Origin of the sequence: Curtobacterium sp. Leaf154 (genome assembly GCF_001424595.1) — a bacterium.
Classification (GTDB): Bacteria; Actinomycetota; Actinomycetes; order Actinomycetales; family Microbacteriaceae; genus Curtobacterium; species Curtobacterium poinsettiae.
On the sequence record NZ_LMOS01000004.1, the window covers coordinates 687,849 to 700,629 of the forward strand.

Below are 12,781 nucleotides of genomic sequence, written 5' to 3' on the forward strand. Positions count from 1 at the left end.
AGCGGCCCGCCCTACCGTCTACCATGACCTGAGCCCGAGACCTGAGCAGGAGACCCGTTTGTCCGTCAGCACCAGCGACACCCCCGCGCCCGAGGGGAAGCGTCCGTCGAAGCGACGACGGTTCCTCGGCAAGGCGATCCCGATCGTCTTCTACGTCCTGCTCGCGGTGTTCCTCGTGCTGTACGTGCGCGGCGTCGACTGGGGGCAGCTCGCCGGACTCGACTGGCAGTGGTCGTGGGTGGCCCTCGCGACGGTGATCAGCCTCGGGTTCCGCTACTGGGGTGTCGGCATCTGGTTCTACCTGCTGCGACGACTCGGTGCGACCGGGCTGAAGGGCAGTGGCGTCACCCTGACCTACGTGTACGCGAAGTCCTGGATGGGCCGCTACATCCCGGGTGCTGCCACCTGGATCATCGGCAAGGTCTACTTCGCCTCGAAGCACGGCGTCTCGAAGGCCCGTCTCGGTGTGAGCGGCCTGCTCGAGGGAGCCCTGCAGATCGCCGCGACCCTGGCCCTGGCGCTCGTGCTGCTGCTCATCGACCCGCGCACCCACAACCTCGACCCGTGGCTCATCGTCCTGATGATCGCGGCGTTCGTCGGTTGTGTCGTCTGCCTGATCCCGCGGGTCTTCGTGTTCCTGATCGGGATCGCGCTGAAGATCCTGCGCCGCAAGCCGCTCGAAGCCGACGTCCGCCCGAACCTCGGCACCGTCCTCGGCGGAGCCGGTCTCTACGTCGCCGGAGCGGTGCTGTCCGGCACGGCGTACTACTTCATCACCCTCGGGGTGTACCCCTCGCTGAAGATCACCGACGCGGCCTTCGTGATCGGTGCCGCCAGCATGGCCTCGGCGATCAGCATGCTGGCCGTCTTCGCGCCCGGCGGGCTCGGTGTCCGCGAGGGCGTCCAGGCCCTCCTGCTGGCCCTCGTGATGCCGGTGCCGATCGCCCTCGTGGTCGTCGTCGTCACCCGTGTCTGGAGCCTCGCGGTCGACGGACTCTTCCTGCTCTGCGCCGCGGCCCCCACGTGGTTCCGGCGCGACCGGCCGACGGACGACCCCTCCGCGGTCGAGGGTGGCGTCCCCGCCGCCTGACGCGGCAGCGAGTGTGCAGAAGACGTCGGGTCCCGTGTCGGGACCCGACGTCTTCTGCACACCGGGCGGCCGTGGCGCGCCTGGCGACGGACGGGAGGCCCGGTGCCAGCTGGCACCGGGCCTCCCGTCCGTCTCGCAGGGGCGTCCAACCCGCGCCGTGCGCCGTCCGCCGAGGGGTCACGAAGTGTCGCCTCGAGCCGCTCCAGACGATGGTTCGCGACCCCTCGGGGCCGCGCTTGCGGCACGTCGTGCCCGCCCGGCGCTCCGCGGCCGGGCGCGTCAGCGGACGGGAACCGTCGTCGACAGGGCGCGACGGTCGGCGCGCGCGACCTGCACGACCGAGGCGACGAGCCCCACCGCGACCAGCGCCACGACGACCACGAGCACCGCGGGTGGCACCGGGCCGATCTCGGAGTAGCGCAGCAGCCCACGCCCCGTCACCGGGAACACCGCAGCGTTCCAGAACCAGGCGGACGCCACCGCGAAGCCGTACACGCCCACGGCGGGCAGCACGACCGCCAGTGCCACGGCGCCCCAGGCGCGTGCCCGTCCGGCCGGTACCAGCCGCCGCCACGCGAGCGCGCTCAGCACGATCAGGCAGACGATCGCGGGGAAGTAGTACCGGCCCTGGGTGGCGGCGACCTCGGTGGTGGTGAGGTACGAGTGCGCGCTCGTGCGGTTCTGGATGCCGATCAGGAGCGCCGGGAACACCGCGAGGCAGAGCGCCGTCCGCAGGTCCGGGCCGCGGCGGAACGCCCAGCCGACGAGCACCACGAGGGCGACCAGGGTGAGGACGGCGGTGAGCAGATCGCCGATCGTGACCTGTGCCCGGCCGCCGAAGCTGCCCCAGAACGTGCGGGCGAGGGTGCCCCAGCTGACGTCGAGGAAGTGCCCGAGCGTGGGGCTCTCACCCGGCGGGAAGTCCTTCGGGGGCCGCATGGCCGTGTAGCCGTTCGGCTGGATCCGCCCGTACGACACCAGGTTGTGCAGCCACCACCACGCGCCGACGCCGCCGGAGACCGCCATCGCGACGACCGAGCGCACGATCCGTTGCCGCAGGGACAGCACCCCGGCGCCGGCGAACAGCACCACCACCGCGACGAACGGCACCGCCGGCAACCCCGTGCCCTTGATCCAGACCAGGGCCCCGAGCACCGCAGCCAGTGCGATCGTGGTGCGCCAGCGGGTGTCCCCGGTGAGCAGACGCGTGGCGAGCCAGACGACGATCCCGGCGACGAGCAGGACGGGGGCGTCGTTGGAGAACGACGAGCCGATGGACGCGAGCTCGGGCGTCGCGAACACGGCGAGGGCGCCGATCAGCGCGGCGCGGGGGCTGCGGGTCACCCGGCGCACCGACGCCCAGACGAGCAGCGGCAGCGCGGTCACGGCCAGCACGTCGGCCAGGCGGAGGGCGATGAACGCGTGGTCCCAGCGGAGCTCGCCGAAGTCGACGGCACGGAGCACGGCGGCTCCGGCCAGGTAGGCGGTCGGCGGGTGCTGGGTCATCTGGTTGACCGTCGCCGAGGGGCCGGGGGCGTTCTGCAGCAACTCGCCCACCGTCGACCACTCGTCGGACGGCTTCGTCGCCTGCTCGACCTTGGCGGCCTGCACGGCGTTGGTGACGAACAGCTCGCCGGGGGCCGCCCACGCGTCGCCGAGGGCGAGGTGCACCGAGGCGTCGATGTGCGCGGTCTCGTCGGGCGCTTCGAACACCGGGACGATCAACGCCCACGCCACGAGCCACAGCCCGAAGGTCGCCGTGATCACCGCGATCGCGACACGTTCCCAGCGCGCGGTGCGGGGTGGAGCAGGGGTGGTGGTCGTCTCGGCCGTCACCCCACCGATCCTAGGTCAGGCGTCGTGGGGGACCCGCGGCCCGTCGGACACCGACTCGTCGGCGGTGGCCGGCTGCGTGGCGGTGCGCTCGGGGTGGTAGACCCAGACCTTGTAGAGCCAGAACCGGAAGACCGTGCCGAGCACGAGCCCGACGATGTTCGCGACGTTGTCGGCGAGCACCGAGGTGAGCCCCATGGCGTAGTGCGAGACCCCGAGGCAGGCGAGGGCGATGACCATGCCGCCGAGCGAGACGACGACGAACTCGACACCCTCGCGGGTGGCCACGGCGCGACGCTGCTCACGGAACGTCCAGTACCGGTTGCCCATCCAGTTGACGAAGATCGCCACGACGGTGGAGATGACCTTCGCCCAGAACGGGCCCGAGTGGACGTCCTCGGGGTTCAGGACGGTGATGCGCAGCACGTTGAACACCGTGGTGTCCACGACGAAGCCGACGGCACCGACGACGCCGAAGCGTGCCAGCTGGGCGATGAGGCGCCGCACGAGCCCTCCAGGATCCGTAGAGTTGTGACCGGTCGTCCAGAGCACGACCCGAACAGCGATTGTAGACAACGCGTTCCCACCGCACGGTGGGAGCGCCGGAAGGATCACACAGCATGGCGTTGCGCGTCGGGGTCATCGGTGGGGGACAGCTGGCACGGATGATGGTGCCGGCCGCGGTCGAACTGGGGATCGACATCCGGGTGCTCGCCGAGGGGCCGGGCATGTCGGCGAGCATCGCCGCCACCGCCGAGGGTGACTACCACGACGCCGCCACGGTGCTCGAGTTCGCCCGACAGGTCGACGTCGTCACCTTCGACCACGAACACGTGCCCCAGGACGTTCTGCGCACGCTGGTCGACGCGGGCGTGGCGGTCCACCCCGGCCCCGACGCGCTGGCCGTCGCGCAGGACAAGATCACGATGCGTCGCCGGCTGAGCGACCTCGGCCTGCCGGTGCCCGACTGGGCGGCCGTGCACGACCCCGACGAGCTCCGCGGGTTCCTGGCCGACCACGGTGGCCGAGCCGTCGTCAAGACCCCGCGGGGCGGGTACGACGGCAAGGGTGTCCGGGTCGTCTCCGACGCCGCCGAGGTCGACGACTGGTTCATCGCCGTGGCCGAGGCCGGCGGCGACCAGGCCCTCCTGGTCGAGGAGCTCGTCCCCTTCACCCGCGAACTCGCGCAGTCCGTGGCACGCCGCCCCTCCGGGCAGGTCGTCGCCTGGCCGCTCGTCGAGACCGTGCAGCGCGACGGCGTCTGCGCCGAGGTCATCGCTCCGGCCCCGGACAGCGCCGGCCGGATCGCCGACCTGACCGAGTCGATCGCCGTCCGCATCGCCGAGGAACTCGGGGTCACCGGCGTGCTCGCCGTCGAGCTGTTCCAGACCGACGACGAGCGCATCCTCATCAACGAGCTCGCGATGCGTCCGCACAACACCGGGCACTGGACCATCGACGGCGCCACCACGAGCCAGTTCGAGCAGCACCTGCGTGCCGTCCTCGACCTGCCGCTCGGCGCCACCGGCTCGTTCGCCCCGGCGTCCGTCATGGTCAACGTGCTCGGCGGACCCGCCGACGGCGACCTCGCCGCCCGGTACCCCGCCGCACTCCAGGCCTTCCCCGAGGCCAAGTACCACTTCTACGGCAAGGCGCCCCGGGCCGGACGGAAGATCGGGCACGTCACGGTGCTCGGCGACGACGTCGACGACGTCGTCTACCGCGCTCGCGCGGCCGCGGCGCACTTCGACGACTGAGGTCGCGTCCTCGACGTGACCGGATGACGACACGGGAGGCCCGTGGCGACGCCGCCACGGGCCTCCCGTGTCGTGTCGGCGCGGGACGCACTTGTCGGACGGTCTGCGGACACCCCCTCGGGTGGCACCCGCTCGGGAGGCTGGTGGGGGACGGGAACGCGTGTTCTCCTGGAGCAGTCAGGGAACACACGTCCAGGGGAGTCTCCATGCGCCGCCGTCCGCGCCGTACCGCCGTCTGCGCCGCCGCAGTCGCCCTCGTCGCTGCCGTCGCCGGCCTGCTGCCGACCGCGACCGCGTCGGCAGCGACCTCGGCATCCGCCATCCGCTCGGCGACGTCCGCGTCGCTCTACGGCGCCGGGCCGTACCGGTCGCCCACGAGCGAGGCGGCGAAGGCCCAGACCGCCCTCGCAGTCACCGACCCTGCCGGTGCCGCGGCGGCGGGGACCATCGCCCGCTACCCCGTCGCCACCTGGCTCGGCGACTGGACGCAGGGACCACAGCTGACCAAGACCATCAGCACCGCTCTGACGGGGGCCGAGCAGTCCGGCACCACCCCCGTGTTCGTGCTCTACGCGATCCCCGACCGTGACTGCGGCGGGTACTCGGCCGGCGGGTTCGACGAGCGTTCCTACGACGACTGGGTCGACCAGGTCACCGCGGCGCTCACCGGGCACCGTGCAGCCGTCGTCGTCGAACCGGACTCGCTCGCGATGCTCAGCAACGCCAAGTGCAGCACGGCGCTCGACGAGCAGCGCTACCGGATCCTCTCCCGCACCGTCGCCGGCCTGACCGCTGCCGGGGTCCCCGCGTACCTGGACGCCGGCAACTCGAACTGGGTGCAGCCCGCACTGATGGCGTCGCGACTGAACAGCGCGGGGGTGCAGCAGGCCCGCGGCTTCTTCACGAACGTCGCGAACTACTACCCGACCGCCCAGGAGCAGGCGTACGCGCAGAAGGTGTCCGCCGCGACCGGGGGTTCCCACTACGTGATCGACACCTCGCGCAACGGGCAGGGCTGGCGCGGCACGTGGTGCAACGGACCCGGCGCCGGGCTCGGTACCTCGCCCCGGGTGGTGTCCGACGGCACGGCGCTCGACGCCCTGCTGTGGGTGAAGACCCCCGGCGCGAGCGACGGCACCTGCAACGGTGCCCCGGCCGCCGGCAAGTGGTTCTCGGCCTACGCGCAGGCCCTCGTCGCGAACGCACGCCTGGGGGCACCCGCTGCCGACATGACACCCCGTGGGTCGCTCGAGGCCGTCGCCGGCACCGGCGGCGGCGTCCGCGTGTCCGGGTGGGCCTACGACGAGGACGACCCCACGCAGCCCGTGCGGGTCCGTGCCACCGTGGACGGGGCCGCGGCCGGCGTCGCCACCGCCGGGCTCGACCGTCCCGACGTCGACGCCCGCGCCGGTGTCGGCGCGACCCACGGCTTCGACGTCGTGCTGCCCACCGCGGCCGGCGCTCGCCGTGTCTGCGTCACCGCGGTGAACATCGGCGCCGGATCGGACACCGCGCTCGGCTGCTCGACCGTCCGCGCGTACCGGCACGACCCCTACGCCGGGCTCGAGTCCGCCACGGCCGTGGCCCGCGGCATCGCCGTGCGCGGCTGGGCGTTCGACGGCGACGCGGTGACCGCGGCGACCCGGGTGGCGATCACGGTCGACGGCAGACGGGTGACGTCACTGGACGCCGGCCGGAAGCGTGCCGACGTGGACGCGACCTGGGGCTCCGGCCGTTCGCACGGCTTCGCGGGCACGGTCCGGGTGGCGGCCGGCAAGCACACGGTCTGCGCGGTCGCGCACAACACCGGGACCGGAGCGGACCGCACGGCGTCAACGTGCCGGACGGTGCGGGTGCGCTGAGGCGGCGTGCGGCGTTCGGCGTCCGGTGCGAGGTTCCGGGTGCGAGAGGATGGACGCATGCCGCGTGATCTCGTCCGCCGGGCCGCCCGACGCCTGCGCCGTGTGGTCGTCGGGGACCCACCGCAGCCGGTGCCCCTGCCCGTGCTCGGGTACGTCGTTGCCGGCGGTGGGGGCGCGCACCCGGCCTCGGCACACGTCCGTGTGGTCCGGCGCACCGAGCACCTGGCGTCGAGCGGCACCGCCGAGGCCCGTCAGGTGGAACCGGCCGCGTTCGTCGACGGCTCCGACACGACGCCGTACGCCGCACTCCTGGTGCAGCGTGACATCCTGCCGCGTGACGACGTGCAGCCCTTCCTGGCGGCCGCCGCGGCCCGGGGCATCCGCGTCGTGGCCGAGGTCGACGACGACTTCTTCACCGATTCCGGGCGCGAACGACTGGCCCGTGCCGAGTACGACCCCGACCGGCTCGCCTCGATCGACGCCCTGGTGCGGGGTGCCGACACCGTCGTCGTGAGCACGCCCGAACTCGCCGACGTCGTCCGTCCGGTCGCGCGGGACGTCGTCGTCGTGCCGAACGCCCTGGACCCGGAGATCTGGACCGCCGGCCCGACGGACGACGATGACGACGAGCGCCCCGAGGGGGAGCACCGCGTGCTGTACATGGGCACGCTCACCCACGCCGCCGACCTCGAACTGCTCCGTGACGTCTTCGCCGACCTCGCCACTGCGGACGGCACCCCGATCCGGCTCGAGGTCATCGGCGTGACGGACGAGAGCGGCGCGGACTGGTTCCGCCGGGTCGTCGTCCCCGACGGGCACTACCCGGCCTTCTCCCGCTGGCTCGTGGCGCACCGGGAGCGCTGGCGAGCGGGTGTCGCACCCCTGCGCGACGAGGAGTTCAACCGCGCGAAGAGCGACCTGAAGTTCCTGGAGTACACCGCGCTCGGACTGCCCGCCGTGGTCTCGGACCGGCCGTCGTACGCGGTGGCACGGGCGCACGGCGCCGTGGCCGTCCCGGATGACGTCGGAGCGTGGCGGGACGCCGTGCGGACCGCTGTCGAACGTGGCCGACCGGACGAGCGCGCTGCGCGCTGGGTCGCCGGGGACCGCACGATCGGCCACGACGGCGACACCTGGCGGCGGGTCCTGCTCGGCTAGGCTCGTCGCGTGACCGACACCGCCGCACCCGCACAGCCGCTCGTCTCGATCATCATGGGGTCGGACTCCGACTGGCCGACCATGCGGGCCGCGGCGGAGATCCTCTCCGAACTCGGCATCCCGTTCGAGGCGGACGTCGTGTCGGCGCACCGCACCCCGGACAAGATGACCCGCTTCGCCCGCGCCGCCGCCGAGCGCGGCATCCGGGTCGTCATCGCCGGGGCCGGCGGCGCAGCACACCTGCCCGGCATGGTGGCCTCGATGACCACGCTGCCGGTGATCGGCGTCCCGGTGCAGCTCGCGCGCCTGGACGGCCTCGACTCGCTGCTCTCGATCGTGCAGATGCCGGCGGGCATCCCGGTGGCGACGATGGCGATCAACGGTGCCGCCAATGCCGGTCTGTTGGCGGCGCGCATCATCGGTTCCTCGGAGCCGGCCGTCGCCGCTCGGCTGACGGAGTACGCCGACGGGCTCGAGCGCCTGGTCGAAGAGAAGGCCGCGCGCCTCCGCGACGCGCTCTGACGCGGCGGGGCAGGGCTGGGCTGGGCTGGGCCGCGATCGGGTCCTGGGCCGCGCTACGGTAGCGGGATGCGCCGCGCCGTCCCCGTCCTCGTCCTCGCCGTGATCGCCGTGGTCGCCGCGGTGGTCTGCGGGTTCGCCCTGCACGCCGCCGGTCCGTTGAACCCGGTGTCCGGCTGGTCCGGCCCTGCTGAACGGGGCTTCGTCTCGACGAAGTCGCAGTACGACTCGATGCTCACCTCGGTGCACGTCGCCGAGGTCGCGGCCGTGGTCGTCGTCGTCGCGGTGCTGGCAGCCGTCGTGGTCGCGCTCGTCACGCGTCGTCGTCGCGCCCGGCCCTGATCGGACGGCGCAGACGACGACCCCTGCTCGAGTCGACGGGGCTCCCGGTCGCGCCACGCGCTCTGACCAGGACTCCCAGCCGACGGTTCGGTCATCGTGCAAGGCCCGCGCACTGGGGGTACGCAGCTGTGTCAACCCCCGGACGCACATCGTGGACAGCAACTACCGTGAACGCCGGGCAGCCGAGATCCGGTCGCCCGGCACCCACACCGAACGGGTGCGAACCGTCACGTCAGGGAGTGACCGAGCCCATGCAGGAACGCGCCACCAGGAGAGCCGCACTCGCCGTCGTGCTCCTCGGAGCAGCACTCGTCGCCGGCCCGCTCGGTCAGGGGACCGCAGCGACCGCCAGCTCGGCACCGCTCGGCGACGTCGGGAAGTTCAAGCAGACCTTCCGCGAGCAGTTCAGCACCCCGGCCAGCGCCAAGGGGGCCTTCGCGAAGCAGTACGCGAGGTCGTGGCAGCCGTACCCGGACGGCACCGGCGGCATGTACTACTCGGGGTCGCAGATCAGCTCGCACCACGGGTACATGGACGTCAAGCTCGACGGCAAGCACGGCGCCGCCGGCACCTTCGGCACGCCGACGGGCGCCTGGGGCCACAAGGGCGGGAAGTTCATCGTCCGCGCCAAGGCGACCGGTGGTGCCGGCAACGGCGCGGCCTTCATGCTCTGGCCGTCGTCCGACCGCTGGGCCGACGGGGAGATCGACTACCCCGAAGCCAACTTCGACCAGCAGCCGATGCTGCACCACCACTCGATGATCGCGGGACAGGAGGCGAACGCGGTGAGCGTGGGCACCGGTGTCTCCTGGCGGTCGTGGCACACGTACTCGATCGAGTGGATCCCCGGGAAGTCCGTCCGCTACCGCCTCGACGGCAAGGTGATCAAGACGGTCACCAGCCATGTGCCGAAGACGGCGCACCGGTACATGTTCCAGGTCGGCGACTGGGGCGACGCGGGGCACCTGTACATCGACTGGGTCAGCACCTACACGTACAAGGGCTGACGCGGTCCGACCGTCAGAGGTCGGCGTGCAGCTGCCAGGTCTCCGCAGCGGAGTCCGACCAGTCGTACATGCGTGCTCGGTCCGGACCCGCCACCGCCAGTCGGCTGGCCAGGTTCGGGTCGTGCACGACCTGGTAGACCGCCTGGGCGAGCCGTGCCGGGTAGGACTCCCGCGGGGACCGGGCGACGGTGACCCCGGCGTCCGACGCGACCTCGGCCACGGCGGGGTCGTCGGAGTGGATCACCGGGGTACCGAAGCTCATCGCCTCGATCACGGGCAGGCCGAACCCCTCGGCGAGGCTCGGGAACACGAACACCGTCGCACGGTCGTAGACCACCGCGAGGTCCGCGTCGTCGATGCGGCCGAGGACCTTCACCCGGTCGCGTGACAGGCCCGCACGCTCCGCGGTGCCGTACACGTCGACGTCACCCCAGCCGTCCGGGCCCGAGATGACGAGGGGGATGTCGGCCGGAGCGTCCGGGTGGGCCATCGCCTCGATCAGGGAGGCCAGGGCCTTGCGGGGCTCGAGCGTGCCGACCGCGAGCACGTAGCGGTCGGGCAGGCCGAGACGTTCCGCGCGCAGGTCGGCGTCGACGGGCAGCCGGAGGCGTCCGCTCGGGGCGCCGCCGATGACGCGGAGCCGGTCGTCGAAGCGGTGGATCTCGTTCAGGGCCCCCGCGACGGCGTGGGTCGGAACCACGACGGCGTCGGCGTGCTTCCACGCTCGCTTCACCATCGCCTTGTGGAAGTGGACGCCGCGCGGCGTCAGGGTCTCGGGGTTGGTCCACGGCACGACGTCGTGCACGGTGACCACGGTCTGCCGACCCGGGTCCTGGAAACGGTCGTGCTTGACCAGTGGTGCGAGCACGCTCGGCGCGTGCACCATGCCCTTCGCGATGCCGCCGACGAACCCGCCCTGCCAGGCGAGCGACAGCTCGCGCCGCGGCAGCGGGAGCCGCTGCAGGTCGGACAGCCCCGGCAGGAGCTTCCGCAGGTGCGCCATCTCGTCGGACCCGACGGCGGAGACCACGCCCGCGACCTCGCACCCGCTCGGCGCGTGCTCGACGAGGTGCCGCGCCAGTTCCTCGGCGTAGCGCCCGATGCCGCCCGGCACGGGAGCGACGATCTGGTCGACGATGACGTGGAGGGTGGTCATGGTGCTGTGCTCCTCGTCGTGGTTCGTGGACCGGTGGTCCGTGGACCCCTGGTCAGGGGCCGAGAGCCGGCCCCGCGCTCGGCTGCCCGACACTACCAGGGTGGTCCCGGCGCCCCCTGGGCGCGGTCGGTGGGCGGTCTGGAGGCGCGGGTCGGGTTCCCGACGTCCCGGGACCGACCCGCGCCTCCTGGCCGAGAGCCGCGCCTACGCGGTCAGCGCACCCGCCGCGACGGCGGCGTGCAGCGCCTCGCGCCAGTCGCGCATCGGTGCGAGGCCGGCGCGCGACCAGCCGTCGTGGCCGAGCACGCTGTACGCCGGACGCGGTGCCGGACGGACGAACGCCGCACTGTCCGTGGGCAGGACGCGCTCCGGGTCGAGCCCGAGCTCGCGGTAGATGGCCTGCGTGAAGTCGAACCAGGACCCCTGGCCCGCGTTCGTGCCGTGGTAGATGCCGGCCGGGGCGTCCCCGTCGACGAGTTCGACGATCCGGGCGGCGAGGTCGCCGGTCCACGTCGGCTGGCCGACCTGGTCGGTGACGACGCTGACGGTGTCGTGCGAGCCGGCGAGCCGGAGCATCGTCGCGGCGAAGTTCGGCCCGTGTGCGCCGTAGATCCACGCGGTGCGGACGACGTACGAGGTGTCCGGGGCGATCGCGCGCACCAAGGCCTCGCCGGCGGCCTTCGTGCGGCCGTAGGCGTTGATCGGGTCGGTCGGGGCGTCCTCGGCGTAGGGCGCCGTGCCGTTGCCGTCGAACACGTAGTCGGTCGACACGGTGACGAGCTTCGCGCCGTGGCGGACGGCGGCCTCGGCGAGGAGCTTCGGCCCGGTCGCGTTCACCGCGTGGGCGTCGTCCTCGTGGTCTTCCGCGTCGTCGACCTTGGTGTACGCGGCCGAGTTGACCACGACGTCGTGCCCGGCCACGGCGGCGTCCACCGCGGCCGGGTCGGTGATGTCGAGGTCGGCCCGCGACAGCGCGGTGACGTCGCGGCCCGCGAGCGCGGCCTGGAGGTCCTGGCCGAGCATGCCGGCCGCTCCGGTGATGAGGTACCTGGTCACGGTGTGCCGGTTCAGCTCAGGGCCGCACGCTGCTTGAGCGGCTCCCACCAGGCGCGGTTCTCGCGGTACCACTGCACGACGTCGGTCAGGCCCTGCTCGAACGGGACCTGCGGCTCGTAGCCGAGCTCGGCCTGGATCTTCGAGATGTCGACCGAGTAGCGCAGGTCGTGCCCGAGACGGTCGGCGACGCGGTCGACGTACGACCAGTCCTTGCCGGTGGCGTCGAGGAGCAGCTGCGTGAGCTCCTTGTTGGTCAGCTCGGTGCCGCCGCCGATGTTGTAGATCTCGCCGGCGCGGCCGCGGGTCAGGACCATCGCGATGCCGCGGGTGTGGTCGTCGACGTGCAGCCAGTCGCGGATGTTGTTGCCCTCGCCGTACAGCGGGACGTGCACGTCGTCGATCAGGTTGGTGACGAACAGCGGGATGACCTTCTCGGGGAAGTGGTACGGGCCGTAGTTGTTCGAGCAGCGCGTGATCGAGAGGTTCAGCCCGTGCGTGCGGTGGTAGCTGCGGGCGAGCAGGTCGCTGCCGGCCTTCGACGCCGAGTACGGCGAGTTCGGCTCGAGCGGGCGTTCCTCGTCCCACGAACCCTCGCTGATGGAGCCGTAGACCTCGTCGGTGGAGACGTGCACGAAGCGCTCGGTGCCGTGGCGGAGTGCCGCGTCGAGCAGACGCTGGGTGCCGACGACGTTGGTCTCGACGAAGATGCCGGAGTCGCGGACCGAGCGGTCGACGTGGGACTCGGCGGCGAAGTGCACGATCGCGTCGACGGTCGGGACGACCTCGTCGAGCTTCGCGGCGTCGCGGATGTCACCGTGGACGAAGGTGTAGCGGGGGGAGTCGGCGACCGGGGCGAGGTTCGCTTCGTTGCCGGAGTAGGTCAGCGCGTCGTAGACGACGACCTCGGCGCCCTCGAGGCCGGGGTACGCGTCCTCCAGCGTGCGGCGGACGAAGTTCGAGCCGATGAAGCCGGCTCCTCCGGTGACGAGGATCTTCACGAG

At 72.4% G+C, this 12,781-nt stretch carries 12 protein-coding genes; 7 read left to right on the plus strand and 5 right to left on the minus strand.

Translation table 11 applies throughout. The annotated features are described in order from the left end of the window. Positions 1 to 58: 58 nt before the first annotated feature. The gene (locus ASF75_RS17885) at positions 59 to 1,090 is read left to right on the plus strand and encodes a lysylphosphatidylglycerol synthase domain-containing protein (protein WP_017888770.1); all 1,032 of its coding nucleotides are present in this window, start codon (positions 59 to 61) and stop codon (positions 1,088 to 1,090) included. Between the two features lie 279 nt (positions 1,091 to 1,369). On the opposite strand, the gene ASF75_RS09755 is transcribed toward ASF75_RS17885, so the two are convergent. Both ASF75_RS09755 and ASF75_RS09760 read right to left on the minus strand, forming a co-directional pair. Then, positions 1,370 to 2,926 carry a DUF2142 domain-containing protein gene (locus ASF75_RS09755; RefSeq protein WP_056070849.1) on the minus strand — a complete coding sequence of 519 codons (1,557 nt, stop codon included), beginning with the start codon at positions 2,924 to 2,926 and terminating at the stop codon, positions 1,370 to 1,372. A 15-nt stretch (positions 2,927 to 2,941) separates the two neighbouring features. Then, on the minus strand, positions 2,942 to 3,430 hold the full coding sequence (locus ASF75_RS09760) for a GtrA family protein (RefSeq protein ID WP_017888771.1): 489 nt from the start codon (positions 3,428 to 3,430) through the stop codon (positions 2,942 to 2,944). Positions 3,431 to 3,543: 113 nt separating this feature from the next. Here ASF75_RS09760 and ASF75_RS09765 point away from each other — a divergent pair, with 113 nt between their 5' ends. The 6 genes from ASF75_RS09765 to ASF75_RS09790 all read left to right on the plus strand — a co-directional run bounded on the left by ASF75_RS09765 (position 3,544) and on the right by ASF75_RS09790 (position 9,568). After that, the gene (locus ASF75_RS09765; RefSeq protein ID WP_017888772.1) at positions 3,544 to 4,680 is read left to right on the plus strand and encodes a 5-(carboxyamino)imidazole ribonucleotide synthase; all 1,137 of its coding nucleotides are present in this window, start codon (positions 3,544 to 3,546) and stop codon (positions 4,678 to 4,680) included. A gap of 206 nt (positions 4,681 to 4,886) precedes the next feature. Further along, positions 4,887 to 6,542: a glycoside hydrolase family 6 protein gene (locus tag ASF75_RS18005; RefSeq protein ID WP_056070852.1), complete on the plus strand. Its 1,656-nt coding sequence runs from the start codon at positions 4,887 to 4,889 to the stop codon at positions 6,540 to 6,542. 57 nt (positions 6,543 to 6,599) lie between these two features. Then, positions 6,600 to 7,700, plus strand: a complete 1,101-nt coding sequence (locus ASF75_RS09775; RefSeq protein ID WP_056070855.1) for a glycosyltransferase — start codon at positions 6,600 to 6,602, stop codon at positions 7,698 to 7,700. 54 nt (positions 7,701 to 7,754) lie between these two features. Further along, a complete protein-coding gene (gene purE, locus ASF75_RS09780) occupies positions 7,755 to 8,222 on the plus strand; it encodes a 5-(carboxyamino)imidazole ribonucleotide mutase (protein ID WP_081612388.1) in 468 nt (155 codons plus the stop codon). A 66-nt stretch (positions 8,223 to 8,288) separates the two neighbouring features. Continuing rightward, on the plus strand, positions 8,289 to 8,561 hold the full coding sequence (locus ASF75_RS09785) for a hypothetical protein (RefSeq protein WP_056070860.1): 273 nt from the start codon (positions 8,289 to 8,291) through the stop codon (positions 8,559 to 8,561). A 239-nt stretch (positions 8,562 to 8,800) separates the two neighbouring features. After that, positions 8,801 to 9,568 (plus strand): family 16 glycosylhydrolase, encoded by a 768-nt coding sequence (locus ASF75_RS09790; protein WP_017888776.1) that lies wholly within the window; start codon positions 8,801 to 8,803, stop codon positions 9,566 to 9,568. A 13-nt stretch (positions 9,569 to 9,581) separates the two neighbouring features. Here the strand turns inward: ASF75_RS09790 and ASF75_RS09795 are convergent, their stop codons facing one another. From ASF75_RS09795 to rfbB, 3 genes are all read right to left on the minus strand, one after another. Next, positions 9,582 to 10,724, minus strand: a complete 1,143-nt coding sequence (locus ASF75_RS09795) for a glycosyltransferase family 4 protein (RefSeq protein WP_056071081.1) — start codon at positions 10,722 to 10,724, stop codon at positions 9,582 to 9,584. 204 nt (positions 10,725 to 10,928) lie between these two features. Continuing rightward, positions 10,929 to 11,780, minus strand: a complete 852-nt coding sequence (rfbD, locus tag ASF75_RS09800; RefSeq protein ID WP_017888778.1) for a dTDP-4-dehydrorhamnose reductase — start codon at positions 11,778 to 11,780, stop codon at positions 10,929 to 10,931. Between the two features lie 11 nt (positions 11,781 to 11,791). Then, positions 11,792 to 12,778 carry a dTDP-glucose 4,6-dehydratase gene (gene rfbB / locus ASF75_RS09805; RefSeq protein WP_017888779.1) on the minus strand — a complete coding sequence of 329 codons (987 nt, stop codon included), beginning with the start codon at positions 12,776 to 12,778 and terminating at the stop codon, positions 11,792 to 11,794. Positions 12,779 to 12,781 lie beyond the last annotated feature (3 nt).